The 21,798-nt window shown below is 44.2% G+C and carries 14 protein-coding genes; 2 read left to right on the forward strand and 12 right to left on the reverse strand.

The genetic code is table 11. The annotated features are described in order from the left end of the window. Positions 1-778: 778 nt before the first annotated feature. Positions 779-4,276: a BspA family leucine-rich repeat surface protein gene (locus HXT28_RS03790; protein WP_422113280.1), complete on the reverse strand. Its 3,498-nt coding sequence runs from the start codon at positions 4,274-4,276 to the stop codon at positions 779-781. A gap of 444 nt (positions 4,277-4,720) precedes the next feature. On the opposite strand from HXT28_RS03790, the gene HXT28_RS03795 reads away from it, so the two are divergent. After that, complete coding sequence (locus HXT28_RS03795; protein WP_422113281.1) at positions 4,721-5,560, forward strand: type III pantothenate kinase; 840 nt, start codon at positions 4,721-4,723, stop codon at positions 5,558-5,560. 177 nt (positions 5,561-5,737) lie between these two features. Here the strand turns inward: HXT28_RS03795 and HXT28_RS03800 are convergent, their stop codons facing one another. The 11 genes from HXT28_RS03800 to map all read right to left on the reverse strand — a co-directional run bounded on the left by HXT28_RS03800 (position 5,738) and on the right by map (position 19,470). After that, complete coding sequence (locus tag HXT28_RS03800) at positions 5,738-7,114, reverse strand: extracellular solute-binding protein (RefSeq protein ID WP_422113701.1); 1,377 nt, start codon at positions 7,112-7,114, stop codon at positions 5,738-5,740. A gap of 121 nt (positions 7,115-7,235) precedes the next feature. Continuing rightward, positions 7,236-9,143 (reverse strand): glutamine--fructose-6-phosphate transaminase (isomerizing), encoded by a 1,908-nt coding sequence (glmS, locus tag HXT28_RS03805; protein ID WP_422113282.1) that lies wholly within the window; start codon positions 9,141-9,143, stop codon positions 7,236-7,238. A 198-nt stretch (positions 9,144-9,341) separates the two neighbouring features. Continuing rightward, complete coding sequence (locus HXT28_RS03810) at positions 9,342-10,145, reverse strand: amino acid ABC transporter ATP-binding protein (RefSeq protein ID WP_016637009.1); 804 nt, start codon at positions 10,143-10,145, stop codon at positions 9,342-9,344. Between the two features lie 59 nt (positions 10,146-10,204). Further along, complete coding sequence (locus HXT28_RS03815; protein WP_016637010.1) at positions 10,205-11,242, reverse strand: amino acid ABC transporter permease; 1,038 nt, start codon at positions 11,240-11,242, stop codon at positions 10,205-10,207. Positions 11,243-11,397: 155 nt separating this feature from the next. Then, complete coding sequence (locus tag HXT28_RS03820) at positions 11,398-12,306, reverse strand: ABC transporter substrate-binding protein (protein ID WP_016637011.1); 909 nt, start codon at positions 12,304-12,306, stop codon at positions 11,398-11,400. Positions 12,307-12,590: 284 nt separating this feature from the next. Next, complete coding sequence (gene smpB, locus HXT28_RS03825; RefSeq protein ID WP_016637147.1) at positions 12,591-13,088, reverse strand: SsrA-binding protein SmpB; 498 nt, start codon at positions 13,086-13,088, stop codon at positions 12,591-12,593. A gap of 172 nt (positions 13,089-13,260) precedes the next feature. Continuing rightward, positions 13,261-14,667: a CHAP domain-containing protein gene (locus tag HXT28_RS03830; protein WP_422113283.1), complete on the reverse strand. Its 1,407-nt coding sequence runs from the start codon at positions 14,665-14,667 to the stop codon at positions 13,261-13,263. Positions 14,668-14,838: 171 nt separating this feature from the next. Then, positions 14,839-15,762 carry a permease-like cell division protein FtsX gene (gene ftsX, locus HXT28_RS03835; RefSeq protein WP_032814340.1) on the reverse strand — a complete coding sequence of 308 codons (924 nt, stop codon included), beginning with the start codon at positions 15,760-15,762 and terminating at the stop codon, positions 14,839-14,841. Next, the gene (gene ftsE, locus HXT28_RS03840) at positions 15,762-17,357 is read right to left on the reverse strand and encodes a cell division ATP-binding protein FtsE (protein WP_422113284.1); all 1,596 of its coding nucleotides are present in this window, start codon (positions 17,355-17,357) and stop codon (positions 15,762-15,764) included. Before ftsE ends, ftsX begins: the two co-directional genes overlap by 1 nt. Before the next feature lie 123 nt (positions 17,358-17,480). Beyond that, positions 17,481-18,617: a peptide chain release factor 2 gene (prfB, locus tag HXT28_RS03845; RefSeq protein ID WP_422113285.1), complete on the reverse strand. Its 1,137-nt coding sequence runs from the start codon at positions 18,615-18,617 to the stop codon at positions 17,481-17,483. Between the two features lie 79 nt (positions 18,618-18,696). Continuing rightward, positions 18,697-19,470, reverse strand: a complete 774-nt coding sequence (gene map, locus HXT28_RS03850; protein WP_016637152.1) for a type I methionyl aminopeptidase — start codon at positions 19,468-19,470, stop codon at positions 18,697-18,699. 113 nt (positions 19,471-19,583) lie between these two features. Here map and HXT28_RS03855 point away from each other — a divergent pair, with 113 nt between their 5' ends. Continuing rightward, complete coding sequence (locus HXT28_RS03855) at positions 19,584-21,725, forward strand: M13 family metallopeptidase (RefSeq protein ID WP_422113286.1); 2,142 nt, start codon at positions 19,584-19,586, stop codon at positions 21,723-21,725. Positions 21,726-21,798: the final 73 nt, after the last annotated feature.

The raw sequence follows: 21,798 nt of genomic DNA on the forward strand, positions 1-21,798 counted from the left end.
GCAAGCGAGGTCTGCCTTCGTCAATAAAGACGAAGGCAGGGCAGATTAGTGTGGTTGTATTTTAGAAACTAGGTTGTGGTTGGTGTGCGTGACGACCTGCCTGAGCGCTCGCTTTGACCGAGCTTGAAATCAATGGTATTTCAAGCTCCTTCAAAGCGTGATTTGGCATGTGAAGCACAGTGTGCTTCACATGCCAAATCAGCCGAACGGCTATGCCGTGAGGAATAAGCGCGAAGGCAACTCGGAGCGCCGAGCTTGCTCAAAGTTGAAAGCACAGTGTGCTTTCAACGCAAGCGAGGTCTGCCTTCGTCTCGATTGACGAAGGCAGGGCAGGGTTATGTGGCTGTGAGAGATAGGAATTACTTGTCTCGCAGCGCTACGCTCCTATACCTCATTTGGACTAGTGGACAGGTAGTTAAGTTTAGTTTTTTGCTTACTTTTTTGCGGAAATAGTTATTCATCAACAAGACTACTACTATCGCTCCGCTTTTATATTGCTCGACAAGCAATTCCTATCTCTCACTACTAATAAAACCGCTAGTGTTTCGCGTACGCGACGCCCTGCTTGAGCGCAACATTGCGCGCGCGAAAGCAGGGCGGAGCGGAGGCGATAGTTTCCGTTACTAACGCAGTCGCTCATCTGCACCAGTAACGAAAAAACGCAATTATACGTTACGCACGCAGAAACCATACTGCGCGAAGAACGAAAAATGGTAATATGCGCGCAAATGTGGACTTACGCACGCAGAAACCGTACTGTGTTAGTAACGAATAAACGTTAGCGCTGTTTAGTGTGCTTGCCGAAGGTGGAATCGTCAGTTCGGAACCGAGCAAAGAAGCCGGTTGCCGCACTTACAACAGGTTTAAGCATAGAGCCACTTACAACAGAATGCGCGAAGCAGTGCTTAAAGCCGGCCGCAATATCGAGCGCACCGCCGCCAAAAGCCTTCACAAACCCAGTCAAAGCAGTGCCCGAGAGCACAGACGCAACCCAGCCATGACGACCGAACGCCCCAGCAACCGCGAACATTGAGAACAGTCCAATAGACAAGAACGTAAACATAACAGCCGACTGACCGCCAGTATGCGGCAAAGGCACCGGCTTAACAAAGGTCTCCAAATAGTACATCGTAGTGAAGAACGTTACAGGAGACATTGGATTATCAGGCGCAGCACCCTTTTCACCTTCGCTAAGTTCTGTCCAGTCGCAGTTAGTTCCTGTTCCGCTTGACTTCTTAAACATGATTTTATAAGTACTGCCCTGTTCTTCAGGTTCAGGTTCAGGTTCAGGTTCAGGTTCAGAACTTCCTTCTCCATCACCGTCATCTCTTACAAATCGCGATTTCTTTATAGATTGCAACCTCTTTACACGCGATTTCAACCTTGCACTACGCAAGCTAGAACTAGAATTTTCTTTTCCACCAAATTCCTCACCACCAGTAACTTCGCCCGATTGAGAATCTATAGCACTTCTAAACTTTGAAGCGAAACTCTTTTTTACAACTCTGTACGCATAATCCTGCGATTTTTCATTCTGTTTCTTCTCTAAATTACTCGAATTATACAGTGCATGAACATAGTACGTATAAGTAGTACCACCCGAGTCTATATTGCAATCACATGTCATATTGTCATTTTTTATATCGCCAGGCTCCATTAGCTTGGCTTTAACAGGAATGTAGTATGCAATATTTTTAAAATCATCATCGTTTGAAATTGTATCTAAAATCGTAACATTATTAGTTACGACTATATTATTGCTGTGATAATTCTCATCGAGGGAGAATATTCCACCCGTAGCAAAATTACTTTTGATAGGATCATCATCAGGATGATCATCAAAACCTTGAGACTCCCATCCATTCGCAATCAACGTGCCTTTAAAACCACCAAACATACCATCAACAGAAACAGTAGTAGACTCAGAATTAGTAGGTTTTGTAAAGTTCTTATTGCTGAAATCTAATATAAGACTGTCGCCGCTTTCTGCTCCTGCATTGGAAAACATCAAAGTAAAATCCGTAACTTTTGAAATATCCCACTTGCTTAAATCCACAGCGCCGGTAAGTTTTTTGCAATCAGAAAACATGCTAGACATATTCGTAACATTGCTAACATTCCACCCTTCTAGACCTTTAAGATTACCCAAGCGAGTACAACCACTGAACATGTTAAACATATTCGTTACACTGCCAACATTCCAGCCACTCAATGCACTTATATCAGTCAATCCTGTTATTTTTACTACATCACCTTTTTTGTTTGTATGCTCAAAGTAGCAATCGGAGAACATGCTGCCCATGTTCTCAACACTGCCAACATTCCACTTTTCTAGACCTTTAAGATTACTCAAGCTATGACAACCGCTGAACATGCTACTCATTTTCGTAACACTGCCAACATTCCAACCGCTCAAAGGTTGAAGACTGGTTAAGCCATTACAACCGTTGAACATGCTGCTCATGTCCGTAACACTGCCAACATTCCAACCGCTCAAAGGTTGAAGACTGGTTAAGCTATTACAACTGCTGAACATGCTACTCATTTTCGTAACATTGTCAACATTCCACTTTTCCAAAGGTTCAAGACTAGTAAGACTGCCACAACCGTCAAACATGCTGCTCATGTCCGTAACACTGCCAACATTCCAACCGCTCAAAGGTTGAAGACTAGTAAGAAAACTGCAGCCATAGAACATTCTAAACGTGCTAGCTAATTGGTCTGTACTGCTCTTACCTGTTTTATTCCAATTAGATAATCCACTGATACTATTGAGCTTAGAGCAATATGCAAACATGCCATCCATTTTTTTAACGTTACTTACATTCCAATTTTCTAGGCCCTTAGTATTTTTAATCTTGTAGCACAGCGCAAACATTACCATCATGTCTTTAACGTTACTTACATTCCAATTTTCCAAAAATACAAGCGAACTCATACTCTTGCAGTATTCGAACATACCGATCATTTCCTCAACGTTTTTCGTATCCCAACCTTCCAAAGCAGTAAAATCTGTTATGCTTGTGCAACCCTCAAACATTCTGTTCATGTTCGTAACATTGTCAACATTCCACTTATTTAAAGGTTCAACCGAAGCAATCGCCATCTCACCTGCATACCCGTTTATATCCAAAGCATCATGTTGATTTTGGTTCCTAATAACAGACGCGAACATGCCCTCCATATTCTTAACCTTGCTCACATCCCAACCTTCCAAACCGCTAAGATTTTCTAAACCAGTGCACCCCTCGAACATGTTTTTCATGTTCTTAACATTGCTAACATTCCAATCTCTCATACCTTTAGGATTTTGTAGACGCGCGCACCCCTCGAACATGCTCTCCATATTCGTAACCTTGCTCACATCCCAACCAATTAAACTCGTTGGATCATAAAAATTAACATAAAAGAAATCAACACTCAGTGAGGAATCCTTAAACAGATACGACATATCCGTAACATTACTTACATCAAAGTTTTTGCCATTACGAATGTGAGAAACGTTTGCCCCCGAAAAAAGACCTTCCTTATCTTTTGACAAACTACCGTAGCCATACGCTTTAACACCGTCTACAAAATCGATTTTGCCATCACCAGCAGGGAGAGACTCAATTTTTTCACGAATAGCATCAAATGCATCACTCTTCTCATTGGCACTGATAGCACATTTAGCTTCCCCTGATGGAGACTTAATCGTAACTTTAGTATTATCCTCGTTAATTTCAGCCACGCAAGCAGGAAGCTTTTTAACTTCATCTAGTGTTAATTTCTCACCATCACCCGCGCTGCGATTTTGTTTTTTCTTTTCGTCTTTTTCCTTTTTAGCCTTCTCTTTTGCGTCTTTGTTCTTAGCTTCGGTATTTTTCTTGTTCTTATCTGCTTGCTTGCCTTTTTCTGTTGATTCATTCTTAGGAGCTTTCGCTGGAACATTAGGTTTTTTATTTTCACCACCGGCATCATTGCCTGATTTTGCGCCATTCCCAGCGTCACTACCAGCACCTTCGCTAGCATTGCCGTTATTTACAGACGCCACACCATTAGATTCACTACCAGCTTCCCCATTAGCTGCCCTGTTACCTTCACCTTTACCCTTCTCTTTTGCATCTTTGCTCTTATTATTCTCAGTAACAGCAGCCAAGGCAGCAGCAAACAGTGGATTCCTCGTTATGTTGGCATAAGCCATCGCCGGCAGTACTGCCACGCTCAGTGTCATAGCAACCACACACAAAACAGCACTCAACACTGCTAACACGCGATGCTTCATATTTTTCTTCATATTCCCTCACCCTCGTGATACGCAATAGTCGTTAACTCACATAAAATGGCACATATCTCTCATTTTGTACGCTGATGAAGTTCTACTGTGAACATACTATTTGCGTTCGCTATACCTTTTATAGTATACTCCTATAACTCGAAACAGTAAATATGCATAATTCATGCGGATTTGTGCTCTGCTACCAATGGCACATTTCAATAACATTCTTTATGCTTTACGCTTTATGCTTTATGCTTTATGCTTTACGCTTTATGCTTTATGCTTTACGCTTTACGCTTTACGCTTTATGCTTTACGCTTATAAAGTCACGCATTACCATATACTTACAGACGTGCGAAAAGCACGTTGGTGCGCAGTTACAATAGCGCGCAACCACAACACTACAAATACACAACAACGCAACCACAAAACACAACGCCTCACTCATACGGGGGAAAACTCATGCTTTTAGCAGTAGACATTGGCAACACGAATATTGTGCTCGGCTTTTTGGAGCACAACAGCACTTCCGGCACCCACAGCACTTCTGACACATACAGCACTTCCGGTACCCACAGCACTTCCGACACGTACCACATTGCCGGCACATACCGCATGACAACGAAAGCAAATCACACTTCCGACGAATATGGCATTATGATTACACAATTCCTGCATTTAAGCGGATTCAAGGTAAGCGACGTTGAAGATGTGATTGTTGCTTCCGTAGTACCTAAAGTAATGCACTCATTCCGTGCAAGTATTATCAAATTCTTGCAAATCGACCCGATGATTGTAGGTCCTGGAGTTAAAACTGGCATGAATATCCGCATCGACGAACCACGCTCTCTTGGTGCGGATTGTCTTGCAGATTGCGTTGGTGCATTTAGCGAATACGGTGCACCTGCATTGGTGATTGATTTTGGTACCGCTACTACCTACAATTACGTGGATGCAAGCGGATCTATTACATGTGGATTGATTTGTACGGGTATTCGTACTGCAGCAGCAGCTTTGTGGGATAACACAGCTCAGCTTCCAGAAGTTGAGATTGCGCGACCAAAGTCGGTTCTTGCGAAATCCACGCGTCCTGCCATGCAAGCTGGACTGTACTACAGTTTTTTGGGCGGCATTGAGCGCACGATTGAGCAGTTCAAAACTGAAATTGGTGAGCCTTTTACCGTGATTGCTACAGGCGGCTTAGGTAGATTATTCGAGCAAGATGTGCAAAGTATTGACTATTATGATCCGAATCTTATTTTTAAGGGTATGGCTGCGATTTACCGGCGCAATATACGCTAGTTACTCAGTTAATATACGCTGGTCACTCAGTCAGTTTGCACTAGTTGCTTACTCGACTTTCGCTAGTTGCTTACTCAATTTACGCTAATCTACCTGTACATTTTGCAAGATTTACTCGCCCAAGCTGCGTAAATTTGACGTTTTATACTGCGTAAATTTGACGTTTTATACCGACGGCTACCTCATAATAAAGCCCTGATTGTAGCCGTATTCTTGCAAATCCTTGCTCCACAACTTAAGTCCTTTTTTCATGGAAATTCGAGGACCAGGGTCGTCCGGAAGCCACAGTTGACTTCCGTCGTCCTGCGTAATTCCGGCATCAATCATAGACTGCACATTCAGACGAGCGCGCGATTTACGACTCCAATCATACGCTTGACCAACAGTTGCCCGAAAATCGCTGCGCGAATACACTTCAAACGGCAAATACCGGTACCCCGTATCCACATTGTTTGCAGCCTCAGCAAATACTTGATTAAACTTTTGACCACCAAAATACGGTATGTCAATTCCGCGCGAATCACGAATAGTTGTACGATTCAAAAATGCTGCATCCCCAAGCGTCACAACATCCGCAGGAAACGCTCCCCCACTTACACGCGTATTAATACCCTGCATGTCATGGCACACAAAATTCACGAAACGCAATGCAGCTTCCGGCTTTCGGCTTGACTGCAACACTGACAGCGCAGAACCACCCATTTCCGCATTGCGCTTTTCGCCGTGCAAAGTAGGAACTTGCGCAACTTTCCACAACCCTGCTGTACCAGGCACATTCTCAAGCAACAGCGACGGCATCCATGCTCCAGCAAATACAGAAGCAATTTTGCCAGCTCCAACACCATTCTTCCAACGCTGCGTCCACGTAGTAGTGCGCGTATCAATTAAGCCTTCGTCAATCATAGACTGCCAAAACTTAGTAAACGCCTGAGTTCCCTTATCGTAGTCTAAACGAACAGTCACCGTTTTGCCGTCGTGCGAAGTAATAAAAGGCTTACCTCCAGCAAGCCAAATCATAGCGTTATAAAAGCTCGCATCCCCCGAATCTGCAGCAATATACACGCCAATGTCTTTCAGCTTTCGAGCGGCGTGACGGTAGTCTTCCCAAGTGTGTATTTGCGTTGCATCAACACCAGCCTGCTTAAACACATCATCGTTATAAAACCATGCCATTGGTCCAGAATCCATAGGCAACCCATACACGCGCCCGCCCAATTGCACAGACGACCATGTGCCAGGAGTGTAAAACGTTTGCGTACCTTGCACGCGATCCGTAATATCTAACAACTGACCGCTAACAGCGTATTGTGGAAGCGCAAAATACTCAAGTTGCGCAACATCTGGCATACCGTAGCCATCTTGAATAGCCCTATTGAAATTATTGTAACCACTAGTATCTTTGACTACTACACGAACATCTGGATTAAGTCGCTCAAATTCCGCCGCAAGCCGCTTCATACTTGGTTCCCACGACCACACGGTAATGCTCGTACGAGCGTCAGCATGAGAGCAGCCTGAAATTAACAGCAAAACAACAATGCAAAGTAATGACATAAGCAAGTATCTACACTGCTTGCGTTGTTGTAAAAATCTTACCGACGTAAACATACTCTTTGCCATCCGTACTTCGCGTAATCTATGTTTACTCTACAGTTGCTTTACGATTGTTCAAAAGTTACTCAACAGTTACAGACTTGGCGAGATTTCGCGGCTTATCAACATCATAGCCTTTCAATTTCGCCATATCCATAGCAAATAATTGCAACGCAACTACGTCAACAAGTGGGCTTAAAAGCGTTGGACACTCAGGCCTCCAGAACACAATATCCGCATAACGTGACGCGTCTGGATCCCCTTCTTCCGCAACCGCTATAGTAAACGCTCCACGCGCTTTGACTTCTTCAATACCGGAGATTACTTTTGAGTGCAAAACGTCTCGCCCACGAGAAGAAGGAACGATTACAACAACCGGCTCACCAGCGTCAACCAGAGCAATCGGACCGTGCTTAAGCTCACCCGCTGCAAAACCTTCTGTAAACGTGTACGCAATTTCCTTAAGCTTCAGAGCACCTTCCATAGCAACCGGGTAACCAACATGCCTACCTAAGAATAGGAAAGACTTAGCTTCCAGCGTATGCTCAGCCGCTTTCATGATTGCGTCAGATTGCGTATCGAGAACATGCTGGATTTTACTTGGCATAGTTTTAAGTTGCGCAACAATTTGCTGAATTTCGTCGCGATACATTGTGCCTTTTACTTGTGCCAAATACAGACCAAGCATGTATGCTGCCACAATTTGCGCTACGAAAGCTTTCGTAGAAGCAACAGCAATTTCCGGACCAGCGTGCGTGTAAAGCACAGCATCAGATTCGCGCGGAATACTCGAACCTTGCGTATTACAAATTGCAAGCACGCGACTTCCCTGCTCGCGCGCGTGACGCAAAGCCATAAGCGTGTCCATCGTTTCACCCGATTGCGAAATAGCAACCACCAGCGTGCGATGCGTCAAAATAGGGTCACGGTAGCGAAACTCGTGCGCAAGTTCCACCTCAACCGGCACGCGCACCCAATGCTCAATCGCATATTTTGCAACCAAACCAGCGTAACTTGCCGTACCGCAAGCAACTACAATAATCTTGTCAATCGCACGCAACACATCCTGACCAATATGTACTTCGTCAAGAACAATATTTCCCTGAGCATCAAAACGACCGCGCAAAGTGTCGGCAACAGCGTGCGGATCCTCATGAATTTCCTTATCCATAAAGGAATCCCAACCGCCTTTTTCAACAGCAGACGCATCCCAATCAACTGTAAAACACGTAGGATTTTCAACAATATTGCCATCAAAATCAGTAAGCAGCAGGCCAGCTTTACCAGCGCCGTCAATATTGCCAATGCAAACAGCCTGATCTTGTCCGACTTCCAAAACGCGATCCGTATAAGCTACAAAAGCAGCAACATCTGAACCCAAGAAGTACTCGCCATCGCCAAGACCAACAACCAATGGCGAATCATGGCGAACAGCTGCCACAATACCCGGTTGACGTATATCAACAGCTAAGAGCGTAAAAGCACCCTTCAGCATTTTTGCAGTGCGGCGAAGAGCCGTAAACAAGTCCGGTTTGCCAGTTTCACTTACGATTTCGTTCGCGACTTTACCAAGCAATTTCGCTGCAACTTCAGTGTCAGTTTGAGAAGAAAACTCGTAGCCTTCTTCGTGAAGTTGCTCTTTCAATACCACAGCATTTTCAATAATGCCGTTGTGAATAAGCGCAATGTTGCTATCAGCACTCGTGTGAGGATGCGCGTTTACGTCGCAAGGAGCGCCGTTAGTAGCCCAGCGAGTATGCCCAATAGCTGCACTCGCTTCCGGCATAGGATGCGCACTAATATCGCTTCGTAACACAGCTAGACGTCCAGCCTTTTTACGCACAGTTACGCGATCCATTCCAGGAGCAACCAACGCCACACCTGAAGAATCATAACCGCGATACTCTAAACGCTCTAATCCACCTAAACAAACTTCCAAAGGTTTTGCGCAAACTTTTCCAAAACCTGCGTATCCTACAATGCCACACATAATCTTCTATTGTACGATACACAAGCGAGCGCACGCCAGAGATACACATAACAATACGCAAAAAAGTGATGCAAGTTACGTCTAGCGATACGTACGTTACGTCTAGCGATACATACGTTACGTCTAGCGATACGCAAATTACGTCTAGTGCTGCGCAAGTTACGTCTAACGATACGTACGTCTAGTGCTGCGCAAGTTCTACAAAACGTGCTGCAGAAAATCTTGAAAACGCTCAGTTTGTGGATTCGTAATAATATCAGCAGTGCCCTGTTCGACAATAACACCACCATCCATGAACACGACTTGATCCGCAACTTCGCGAGCGAAACCAATCTCGTGCGTTACTACAATCATCGTCATTCCGTCTTTTGCAAGATCGCGCATAACGTTTAACACTTCGCCAACAAGTTCCGGGTCAAGCGCAGAAGTAGGCTCATCAAACAGCATAATCTCCGGCTTCATAGCAAGCGCGCGCGCAATAGCCACGCGCTGCTGCTGACCGCCTGAAAGCTCTGCCGGATAATGATTCATACGCTCAGCCATACCAACGCGTTTAAGCTCTTCAACAGCTAAGTCGTGCGCTTCTTGAGTATTCATATGCAACACATGCACAGGCGCTTCCATAACGTTTTCCAAAGCCGTCATGTGAGGGAATAAGTTAAAACGCTGGAATACCATACCAAGTTTTGCGCGCTGTTGAGCAATTTCCTTATCGTCAAGCGCTTGCAAACATTGCTTTCCTTTACGCGTTACTTGCTTTACACCAATACGCTCGCCATAAATGCAAATACTTCCCGAAGTCAACGTTTCAAGCTGATTAATTAAGCGCAAAAGCGTAGATTTTCCAGATCCGGAAGGTCCCAACATTACTGTTACACTACCCGGGTTTACCGTCATATTAATGCCGTTTAATACTTGCAAGTTGCCAAATGATTTATGCACGTTCTTCATTACGACTGCCGGAACGTTTGCTGCTGTAGCGTTTGCTGCTGTATCTGTCATTTTTATAATCCAATCTCATTCTTATTTCGCTACTGTATTTCGCTTTATGCAATTACTCATTAAGCATTAAAACCGAGCATCGTAGCATCGTTACGCCCTTTAACATTCTTTTGTTGAGCATGCAAAGACTGGTCGCCACGTTGACCTTTATCGGTATCTAATTGAGCATGTTTCACAATATCTCGCGCTTCAAAGCCCTTGCCAAAATGCTTTTCAAGCATAGATTGCAACACCATCAGAATAGAAGTAATAACCAAATACCAAATACTTGCCACAAGAAGCAACGGAATCGGCTTATAAATACGGTTAGCTATAGCATTCGTAGCGAACTGAAGCTCCAGCGTAAACGGTACTGCAAGAACCAAAGAAGTAGTTTTCAACATGCCAATAGTCTCATTCCCAAGCGGCGGAACAATAATGCGCATTGCTTGCGGAAGAATCACTCGCCTCATCGTTAAAGCCCTACCCATGCCAAGCGCCTGAGCAGCCTCAACCTGACCAGCATCAACAGCTTCCAAACCAGCTCGCACAATTTCCGACAAGTACGCTGCTTCGTTCAGTGACAAACCTACAACAGCAGCCGTAAGCGAAGTCATAATTACATTAGAATCAATAGACCAAAACTCTACAGAAGTAAATGGAATACCAATGCCCAACCGTGGCACAAGCACGGCAAACATGCCCCAAAACACAAGCTGCGTATACACAGGCGTGCCGCGGAAAAACCAAATAAAGAACCAGCTCACACCGCGAAGAACAGGGTTTACTGACTTTCGCATCATTGCTAAACCAACAGCAAGCACAATTGCAATAAGCATAGCAAGCGCCGTTAAAAGCAAGGTCCAGCCTATACCAGCAAGCACGTTGTCGCTTATAAGGTACACACCTACTACTTGCCATTCAAATCGCGGATTAGTAATAATACTGTAAAGAAGCGAACACGCGATCACCGCCACTATAACGCCAGCGATAATAGGACCCGGCTTTTTAACCGGCAAAATGTGCTCGGCGTTAACAGCATCATCTTTCGTCGCAGAAGATTGCTTATTTGCACAATTCAATGTATTCCCCTTGTCAGTACGCTTTTTCATGCTCATCAATTATTAGTAAAATAACCAGTATCGGTAAAGTAGCTAGTATCAGTAAAGTAACCAATGCCAGTAAAGTAACGAAATAATCTGAGTCGCAAAATTACGACTCAGATTAACGATAGCAGGTACAACCTGATGTAATTATTAAGATTGTAACTCAATCACATCTTAGGATTTACTACAGTTTTATCAATAGCAACATCCTCAACACCCCACTTCTTGAGAATATCCTTATAGATGCCGGACTTCATAAGCTTATCAATGCCAGCTTTCACCGCTTTAAGCATGGCAGCATCACCCTTCTTCACAGCTGCACCCATTGGCTCAGCATCCTTGCTATTAGCAAGAATCTCAAGTTTTCCAGCGTTCTTAATAGCCGCATAACCAGCTACTGGAGTATCCGCATACATAACGTCAGCGCGACCAGAAAGAAGAGCTGTAGTTGCGTCAGTCTGCTCCTTGAAACTCATAATTTCGAGAGGCTTATCTTTCTTCGCAGCACACTGCTTCTTGGCTTCTTCCATAATCGGTTCACCAACAGTACCAGTTTCCAAAGTCACTTTCTTACCGCAAAGGTTCTTTGGATCAACTTTAGTAGGATTTCCCTTACGCACTTCAAATGACAATCCAGCATTCGCATAAGTTACGAAATCAACGGACTTCATACGCTCAGCATTTACTGTAAAGCCCGAAATACCAACGTTATACTTGCTGCCGATTGCAGGAATAATAGAATCGAATTGAGCGTGCATAATCTTAGCATTTAAGCCCATAACTTTTGCTAATGCTTTAGAGAAATCAATTTCGTAACCAACAGGAGTTTTGCCGTCGGCAGCAAAGAACTCAGCAGGAGCATAACTTACGTTTACACCAACCGTAAGCTCACCAGTTTTCGCAACTTCCGCCGGAACCAATGCCGCAACAGCATCATCCTTCTTAACCTGGCTCACGTCGTAGCTGCGAGCAACATCTGGATCCGCTGCTTTGGAATCGGCTGGACCACACGCAGCAATACTGCCGAGCAATACCAAAGACGCAAGAGCAGCAATAGGCTTCATAGATTTCAACATAGTTCTTCTCCTCGTATGTGTATTAAGAATCTATAATTTGCATTGATGTGTATAACTATACACGATAACCTTACTATTCTCACAATTATTTATACAAGATATGTATATACAGAGATAAGTATGCTGTTTATTAGTGAAATACTTGGCTTTTTGCGAAAACCTAGCGCATATTATGCGTAATATTGAATATTATACGGCGTGTCGCGCAAACGCGGGGTAAATAATCGCAGCGCGAAAGCAGGTCATCGTGCAAACGCGGGAAAGGTTGCAATCACTGACCGTATTCAGTCAACGCCACGAGCGCGCAAATTACGGTAACGCATAGCGCGCAAAGCTTCACGCTTATCCTGTTCTTCACGCAATGCTTGACGCTTATCAAATTCCTTCTTACCACGCGCTAAAGCAATCTCTACTTTTACGTAACTTCCCTTAAAATACAAACGCAATGGCACTACCGTATAGCCTTTTGCTTCAGTTTGTCTCGAAAGCTTAGCAATCTGTGCTGCATGAAGCAATAGCTTACGCTTACGCTTAGGCGCATGATTATTCCACGTACCGTTTAAATATTCTGGAATATTCGCACCTTCAAGCCACATTTCACCGCGACGATCGATAGTAACAAACGATTCAGCTAACGATGCTCGCCCCTCACGCAATGATTTCACTTCAGTGCCAGTAAGTGCAAGACCAGCCTCATAGCAATCTTCAATAGCATAATCATGATGCGCCTTACGATTTTGCGCAACAGTGACTGTACCATCTTGCGCAGGCTTCTTTACCATTATTGCCCTCCAATACGCATCAACTTATACATAACAAATACAAGAATCAACTATAAACAAAACTTGCCATAAGACATTACTATCTTATGGCAAGTACATACAGTTCCAAAATCAGAGCGCCGAATAACCCACAATAGCGCTACAATTTTGCGAACTATGAGCATTATAACCCTTAATAATGAACATACTCATAATTACCAGGATTATAAATAGTTTCATACGCAGGGAATGTTGCGAAACCAGTGCCACCTTCAGAAATAAGCACCGAACCATCGGCATTCACACGCTCAACAACAGCCACATGACCATACTGCCAATCAGCATTCCAATTACCAACACGCTGACCACGAGCAAATACCATTACCGCGCCAACATGTGGTGTACGATTCACTAAATATCCTAAACGACGACCAGTATTTGCCCAATCTGCTCCATTACCCATATAAGAGCCAACAGGAAGTCCCAGCTGCGAACGACGCAAATAAGCCCACAAAGTGCATTGACGTGCAGGATACGCAGAGCCGCCAACAGTATTACCAGTATTATGACCGTAGCAGAAACCAGCGCGATCAGGACAATTACCAGGAACAGTATAATTCATGCCACTAGCAGCGCCATTAGAAAGCTGCATCGGGGGTAAGGAAACATTAACTCCGGCACCACCCTTAACCTGCTGACGATTACCAGCATTCGGATCAGCGCGAGCAACAGCCTTATTAGCAAGAGCACGAGCCTGAGCATCAATAGCCGACTTCATGGCTATAATCTCTGCAGCTTCACGAGCAGATTGCGAAGTTAAACTACTTTTTTGACTTTCTAACTGCTTACGAATATTTTCACCTTGATCGCGCAAGCTTTGCAACGATTTTTTACGATCATTAGCAGCCTGTGCAGCTAACTGCGCACTTTGTGCTTGAGTATCCGCCTGCTGCTTAAGTTTTGCAATTTCTGTTTCAATAGCAGCTAAACGCTGGCGGCGGTTCATGGAAGTATTCAATGTGACAGCAGCATCATTAGCAGCATTCGCTTCACTACGAGCTACAGCAGCTTCCGACTGCAATTTACCCACAAACTGCTCAGTCGTAGTGGATTTTGTTACAATGCCCATAACATCAGAAGCTTGCGAACCGTGGAAACTTTTACGCGCTAACTGAGCTACCGCAGCTTTAGCATCATCAAAATCAGCACCAGTTTTTTTAATTTTTTCTTCCAAATTGCGCTTATCTTTTTGCGCAGATTGCAAACGCTGCTGCGTTGATTCCACAAGACTACGCGCCTGAGCAGCCTGTTCATCCGCCTGCTGAGCAGCACGCACTTGGCTTGGAATTTGACGCTCATTAAGATCGTTCAATTCAAGAATTTTATTCGCTAATTGCTTATTCACACCCGCAAGTTGGCGCTTCAAATTCTCATTATTCTGCACCTTACGGTTATACTCACTCATACTTACTGCGCGCGCTTCAGATGCTGTTAACACTGAGCCAACCACGCCAGCAAGCATCATGGTACCAGCAACAATTAAGCTCACTAACGTATGAGTGCGCCGAATTGCAATCATGCTACGTCGAGCCTCGCTCATATCACTTCCCTTTCCACATCACTACTGCGAATTATATCGTGACGCAAGGAACCACGCGAGCCAATGTCGCAAAACTTACATTTTACATCATGTTAGGACTCACATAAGTTCCACTCATGAAGTCAATTTTGATACTGCACTAAGTTGATACTGCGCTAATTTAATATTGCGCTAAGCCTTCAAATATCGTCTTAAAGCAATAGCTGAAGCAATAATCGACAACACTACTGCACCGGCTACCAGCATTGGAACGCATAACCACACAGTAGATTGCGTTATAAATGGCATCCAACGAACATTTTGTGCAAGCCAATCAGTTACAAACACTTTTACAACCAAGCTTAATGCCGCACCAGCAAGCAAAGAACCAGCGAAGGAAGCAAAAGCACCTTCAAGAATAAACGGCATGCGAATAGTCCAGTTAGAAGCACCAACTAAGCGCATAATTTCGGTTTCTTGACGGCGGCTCGCTGCAGACATACGAATCGTAGTGCCAGTAAGCATAATAGCTACCACAACCATAACTGCTGCAAGCACAATCGTCACAACAGTAGCGCGATTAAGTACACTGAAAACAGGATCGAAAATTTGGCGCTGATCGACAACTTCTTCCACACCATCTCGCCCAGAAAGAACTTCCGAAACAACCTGGTATTTCATAGGGTTCGTGAGCTTCAAACGAAGCGAATCCTGCATATCTGCGGCTGTAAGCGTTCTACCCTGATACATTCCATTAGGGTACTGCTTTAGGAAGGTATTTTTGTAAAATTCGTTACGACTTACGTACGTAATATTTGAAACGTCGTCGCCTAATTCTTGGTGAATAACATGCTCAAGCTTTACTATTTCAGCGTTTGTTGGGGCTTTTCCAGAAGCGCAGGAAGGAGATTGACTTGTGCCGTCTGGGCAAAGCCATGCAACAACCTCAACCTTGTCGTACCAGTCGCCTTTAGCTTGAGTAATCTGAGCTTGCATGAGCACAGAAGCACCAATAAAAAGGAAGGAAATAAACGTTACAAGCATAACGGAAAGAATCATTGAAACGTTACGGCGTAAACTAATGCATGTTTCGGAAAAAATAAATCGTAAACGCATTACTTCGCTCCTTCAGCTTCGCTCGCATTATTATTGTCGCTACTATTGTTGCTATTACTCTTGTCGTTAGTAACGTTAGTATCACTGCCATTATTACCGTTATCATTGTTTGCAGATGACGGTGCAGATTGAGGAGGAGCTGGCGGCATTGGAGGAAGAGACGACTTATTGAGAACCTCTTGCTGCTGCGACATATGATTGTCTACTTCTTGTTGCGATTCATCAGTGCTTGCAGCATCATCAGCAGTGTGAGCAGATTCAGCAGTGTGAGCAGATTCAGTATCCTCAATATTGTCGGATTCTTCACGCATAACTGACTCTTCTAACTGAGCTTGCGAATTATCTGCACTATTGTTAGCGCTGTCTACTGAATCAGTAGCAGTTTGCTTAATATTGCTAGCTATATCGTTGTTAATAGTTTTATCGTTAGTAGTTTTATCGTTAGTAGTTTTATCGTTAGTAGTTTTATCGTTAGTAGTTTTATCGTTAGTAGTTTTATCGTCAGGAGTTTTATCGTCAGGAGTTCCACTTTCAGAAGTCTCATGCTCAATATCGTCATCCTGCTTATCGCTCACAGAAAGCAATCCACGACCCCAAGTCATTGTTGTTTCCAAAGACTGGAACACTTCGCCATAACGACCAGTACGACCAGAATGAACCGACTGAGCTAAACGAGCAATTCCCTCATTCTCAGAAGTATTACCTTGCAAGGATTGCGTTACAATATCAACTGTTTCTTGAGCTTGAGCAGCACGCTGAGCTTTTTTAGAAAGTTTCTTATGACGTTCAGTATGATGCGTTTGATGAGCTGAATCTTGAATCGCATGACTGTCTGAATCATCAATGTTTCCAACAGATTGTTGTGCTTTAGACTTCTGTTCAACGTCGGAATCTGGGAAGTAAAGCGCAGAATCGTAAGATCCCTCGCGCTCATCTCGCACGATTTTACCCTCATGAAGCTCCACAACTCGTTTACGCATAGAGTTCACGATTTCCTCATTATGCGTAGCCATAACAATTGTAGTTCCTGTGCGATTAATAGCTTCCAAAACTTCCATAATACCAAGAGAAGTAGTTGGATCCAAGTTTCCAGTAGGCTCGTCAGCAAGCAAAATTTGTGGATGATTTACATATGCGCGAGCAATTGCCACACGCTGTGCTTCGCCGCCGGAAAGTTCGTGCGGATAGTTATTTTCCTTACCAGTTAAGCCAACGGTTTCCAGAACGCGCGGCACAAGCGAACGAATAGTCGCCCTACTCGTACCAATCACTTCCAAAGCAAAAGCAACATTTTGATAAACTGTTTTATTATTAAGCAGCTTATAATCCTGGAAAATAAATCCAAGAGATCTGCGATACTGCGGAACCTGACGGTTAGAAAGTCTACGCAAATCGTTACCAGCTACGTGAATTTCTCCACCATTTGCTTCTTCTTCGCGAAGCAGCAAACTCAGCAATGTGGTTTTGCCAGAGCCAGATGCACCAACCAAAAACACAAAATCGCCGCGATCAACATGCAAAGATACGTCATCTAACGCAGGACGCGTGCCTCGAGGATATATTTTTGACACATGATCTAATGAAATCAGCGACATTGTTTCAATCCTTCCGAAGATTATGTGTAATTGTTAGTTTTTGAGCTTAATGTAAACTTATGTTTAAGATTCCGCTTGAGATTCTGCTTAAGATTTTACCTAAGATTCTTCTTACAGATCTTCTTAAGCTTCCGCTTCAGCTTCTTTTTGAGCCGCAACTCGCTGCTCGTGACGCCAACGAATGCCAGCTTCAATAAAGCCGTCAATATCGCCGTCAAAAACAGCCTGAGTTTGCGAAGTTTCGTAGCCAGTGCGCAAATCCTTCACCATCTGATACGGGTGAAGCACGTAGGAGCGCATTTGGTCTCCCCAACTTGCCTTAATATCTCCAGCAAGCTCCTTCTTTTTAGCAGCTTCTTCCGCATGCTTAAGCACCAGCAAACGAGATTGCAAAACTGCCATTGCAGCGGCGCGGTTCTGAATCTGACTGCGCTCATCTTGCATAGAAACAACTAAGCCGGTTGGCAAATGCGTAATACGAACAGCAGAATACGTAGTATTCACACCCTGACCGCCAGGACCTGAAGCTTGGAAAGTATCCACGCGAATGTCGGAATCTGGAATATCAATATGATCCGTAGCTTCAACAAGAGGAATTACTTCAACAGCAGAAAAACCAGTTTGGCGACGTCCTTGATTGTCGAATGGAGAAATACGAACCATCCTGTGAGTGCCGCCTTCTACAGAAAGGCGACCATATGCATAAGGTGCGTCCACCTGGAAAGTAGCGGATTTAATACCAGCTTCTTCTGCATAAGACGTATCCATCATCTTTGTTTTGTAGCCGTTTCGCTCAGCCCAACGCAAGTACATGCGAAGAAGCATTTGAGCAAAATCAGCAGCATCCACACCGCCCGCACCAGAACGGATCGTAACAACGGCAGATCGAGCATCATACTCGCCGTCAAGAAGAGTCTGAACTTCCATATCGTCCAACTCGTGAGCAATAGAGCCAAGCTCCTCTTGAGCCTCGCTCATGGAATCAGCATCGCCTTCTTCTTCACCAAGCTCAATCAAAGTCTTAGTATCCTCAATGCGCTGCTCAACAGTTTGCAAACGCTTCAATTGAGACTGAGCTGCAGAAAGCTTACTGGTAACTTGCTGAGCATGCTCAGAATCATCCCAAAGCCCAGGCTCAGCAGCCTGCTTTTCTAAATCAGCAATCGTAGCCTTCAACGAATCGACATCTAGTGCTTTAGCAATCGAAGAATACTTTGCTTCAACTTCATTTAACGCTTGGGCAAAATCAAATTCCGCCATTTACTTAACGTACCTCTTTACATCTATCTTACGCAATTACTACTCGCGAAATACTTACAAAAATCAACTCTTTATAAGTCTAGCGTACAGTCAAAATCTCTGGGCCATTTTCAGTAATCGCAATAGTATGCTCAGTGTGCGCACCACGAGAACCATCAGCAGAGCGAAGAGTCCAGCCGTCCTTAGGATCTTGGTAAATCTCGTCAGTAGTCTTTAAGAACCATGGCTCAATTGCAATCACAAGACCTGGGCGAAGCTTATAGCCGTGATGAGCAGTACCGTCGTTAGGAACGTGAGGATCACCATGCATAATATGACCGACTCCGTGACCGCCAAACTCAAGATTTACGCTGTAACCATACTCGTGAGCAACGCAACCAACAGCTGCAGAAATATCGCCAAGACGGTTGCCAGGCTGAGCCATGTTAATGCCAGCCTCCAAAGCTTCCTCAGTGCACTTAATTAAGCGTAAATCCTCAGGATCTGCATGCTTTCCAACAACGAAACTAATAGCTGAATCACCAACCCAGCCGTCGACGTTAATCGCCAAATCAAGAGTTAGCAAATCACCATCTTTAAGATTGTAATCGTAAGGAACACCGTGAAGAACAGCATCATTTACAGAAGTGCAAATATAGTGCGCAAAAGGACCTGTTCCAAAATCAGGAGCGTAATCAACATAGCAAGAAGAAGCACCTTTGCGGCTCATAATACGCTGGCGAACGAAGTCATCAATTTCGAGAAGATTCGTGCCAACTTTGGTCATTGCTTTCAAATCTTTAAGAATACTACCTACAAAGCGACCTGCAGGTTTCATCGCTTCAATCTCAGCTGGAGTTTTCAGTTCAATCATGCTTCAAGACTAACGCGCAGGCACGAAAATAGCGCAAGATAGCGCGAAAACATAAGGAAAATATAACGAAAATATTAGCTCATAGTGTCGCTTAATACTTGTAAGCTAAATTCATGCTTAATAACAATGAAAACAATAATAAAGGCAATCACGAATCACAGAAAGAAATTTCTGCTGTAGATTTCGATCCAGCCTCCTTCTCGTCAGTTACTCGTCCACAAGACGACTTGTTCCGTTACATAAACGGTCCTTGGATTGACACTTACACTCTTCCAGACGACCGCCCAATGTACGGCGCTTTCCACAAACTTGCAGAAGATGCAGAGACGCAAATTCGAGATATTTTAGAAAGCGAAGATTGCTCAGCTAAAAAGTCGCAAACTTTATACCGTAATTATTTGGATACTGCAGCTATTGAAAAAGCTGGAATTACACCAATTAAAAGCGATTTAGACGCTGTTGATTCGGCTAGCAATAAGGAAGATTTGGTTCGCACTCTTGGCTCACTTAACCCTTACGGCGGACCGGACGCAATGTTCTATTTTGGCGTTTACGGGGATCCTAAGGACCCTAAGACGAATATTATGCATATTGAGCAGTCGGGATTGGGCTTGCCGGACGAAGCGTACTATCGCGAAGATAATTATGCTCCAATTCGCGCTGAATACGTAAAAATGGTAGCTTCGCTGCTGCGCTTAGCTGGTTACGGTGACGCAACTACTACTCAAACGCAAGCCGAGCGTTTCTTGAATGTTGAAACGCAGATTGCAAGCAAGCATTGGGATAACGTGGCAACTCGCGATTCTCAAAAAACTTATAATCCTTACGATTATGCAGATTTGGCAAAAACGCTTGAAGCGCTGAATCTCGACGCTTTCTTAGATGCTGCACAAAAAGCGTACGACAATTGCGAAGAAGCAAAGCACCAGCCAATCAATCTTCGTGAAGCTTTTAACAAAGTAGTAGTTCACGAGCCAAGCTTTATAGAAGGATTGAATAAGATTTGGCAGGAAGCTGACTTAGAAGATTTGAAGCTTTGGGCGCGCGTGCACGTGATTTTGTGCTGGGCAAGCCTGCTGAGTGAAGATTTTGCCGAAGCTAGATTCGACTTCTACGGCAAAGTGCTTTCTGGTGCCACAAAGCAACGCGACCGTTGGAAGCGAGCAGTAGGCGTTGTTGACGATGCTTGCGGAGAAGAAGTTGGTCACGAATACGTGCGCCTGCACTTCCCTGAATCTTCTAAAAAGTATATGCAGGAATTAGTTAACAATCTTATTAATGCTTACCGCGAGTCGATTTCGCACAGCAGCTGGCTTGGCGAGGAGACTAAAGCGAAGGCCTTGGAAAAGCTTAGTAAGTTTGAGCCGAATATTGGTTACACGAATCATTGGGTTGACTACTCTGCCTTAAATATTAAAGAAAACGCTGGTTTAGTTGAGAATATGCGCGAAGTTTCTCGATTCGGCTTTGGTAGGAATACTGCAAAAGCTGGAAATCCTGTGGACCGCGAAGAATGGCAGATGACTCCGCAAACTGTGAACGCTTACTACGATCCTCTGCTGAACGTAATCGTGTTCCCAGCTGCTATTTTGCAACCACCATTCTTTAACCCAAGCGCTCCAGACGCAGCAAATTACGGCGCTATTGGTGCCGTGATTGGTCACGAAATCGGCCACGGTTTTGACGATCAAGGTTGCGAATACGACGGCGACGGCGTGCTTAACAATTGGTGGACTGAAGAAGACAAAACCAACTTTACTGAGCGCACTAAAAAGCTTATTGAACAATACAATGCTTTTACACCAACGCAATTGATTGTTAAATACTCTCACTTAAAGAACAAAGAAGAGCGCAATGCAATGCCTCACGTAAATGGCGCTTTAACAATCGGCGAGAATATTGGCGATTTAAGCGGCGTAACTATTGCACTGAAAGCCTACGCTTTCGCTTTGCAAAAGAGCGAAGGGCGTGAGATTGACGGAAGTGAAGATGCTATTCGCGAAACTTTGCTGAACGCTCCTGAAGTAGATGGTTTCACTGCTTTGCAACGATTCTTCTTAAGCTACGCGTTGGTATGGCGTTCTAAAGCTCGTAACGAGATTGCGGAGCAGCTGCTTCAAATCGACCCACACTCCCCAGCTGAATGCCGCACTAACGGCATTGCTAGAAACGTTGACTTGTTCTACGATGCGTTCGATGTTAAAGAAGGCGACGAAATGTGGCTCGACCCTGCTGAGCGCGTACACATTTGGTAAAGCATCTCAAATTGAGCATGGAAAACTAGCAATAAAAAAAAAATAAAAATAAAAAAGCCTGCAAGCGTTCTTT

The organism is Gardnerella washingtoni (genome assembly GCF_049262705.1).
Taxonomy (GTDB): Bacteria; Actinomycetota; Actinomycetes; order Actinomycetales; family Bifidobacteriaceae; genus Bifidobacterium; species Bifidobacterium vaginale_D.

Excerpts from the sequence above, each read along its gene's own strand:
- ftsE (WP_422113284.1), bottom strand. The coding sequence starts at position 17,357 with ATGTCGCTGATTTCATTAGATCATGTGTCAAAAATATATCCTCGAGGC.
- HXT28_RS03795 (WP_422113281.1), top strand. The coding sequence starts at position 4,721 with ATGCTTTTAGCAGTAGACATTGGCAACACGAATATTGTGCTCGGCTTT.
- smpB (WP_016637147.1), bottom strand. The coding sequence starts at position 13,088 with ATGGTAAAGAAGCCTGCGCAAGATGGTACAGTCACTGTTGCGCAAAAT.
- HXT28_RS03820 (WP_016637011.1), bottom strand. The coding sequence starts at position 12,306 with ATGTTGAAATCTATGAAGCCTATTGCTGCTCTTGCGTCTTTGGTATTG.
- HXT28_RS03810 (WP_016637009.1), bottom strand. The coding sequence starts at position 10,145 with ATGACAGATACAGCAGCAAACGCTACAGCAGCAAACGTTCCGGCAGTC.
- ftsX (WP_032814340.1), bottom strand. The coding sequence starts at position 15,762 with ATGCGTTTACGATTTATTTTTTCCGAAACATGCATTAGTTTACGCCGT.
- HXT28_RS03855 (WP_422113286.1), top strand. The coding sequence starts at position 19,584 with ATGCTTAATAACAATGAAAACAATAATAAAGGCAATCACGAATCACAG.
- HXT28_RS03790 (WP_422113280.1), bottom strand. The coding sequence starts at position 4,276 with ATGAAGAAAAATATGAAGCATCGCGTGTTAGCAGTGTTGAGTGCTGTT.
- glmS (WP_422113282.1), bottom strand. The coding sequence starts at position 9,143 with ATGTGTGGCATTGTAGGATACGCAGGTTTTGGAAAAGTTTGCGCAAAA.
- map (WP_016637152.1), bottom strand. The coding sequence starts at position 19,470 with ATGATTGAACTGAAAACTCCAGCTGAGATTGAAGCGATGAAACCTGCA.
- HXT28_RS03830 (WP_422113283.1), bottom strand. The coding sequence starts at position 14,667 with ATGAGCGAGGCTCGACGTAGCATGATTGCAATTCGGCGCACTCATACG.
- HXT28_RS03800 (WP_422113701.1), bottom strand. The coding sequence starts at position 7,114 with ATGTCATTACTTTGCATTGTTGTTTTGCTGTTAATTTCAGGCTGCTCT.
- prfB (WP_422113285.1), bottom strand. The coding sequence starts at position 18,617 with ATGGCGGAATTTGATTTTGCCCAAGCGTTAAATGAAGTTGAAGCAAAG.
- HXT28_RS03815 (WP_016637010.1), bottom strand. The coding sequence starts at position 11,242 with ATGAGCATGAAAAAGCGTACTGACAAGGGGAATACATTGAATTGTGCA.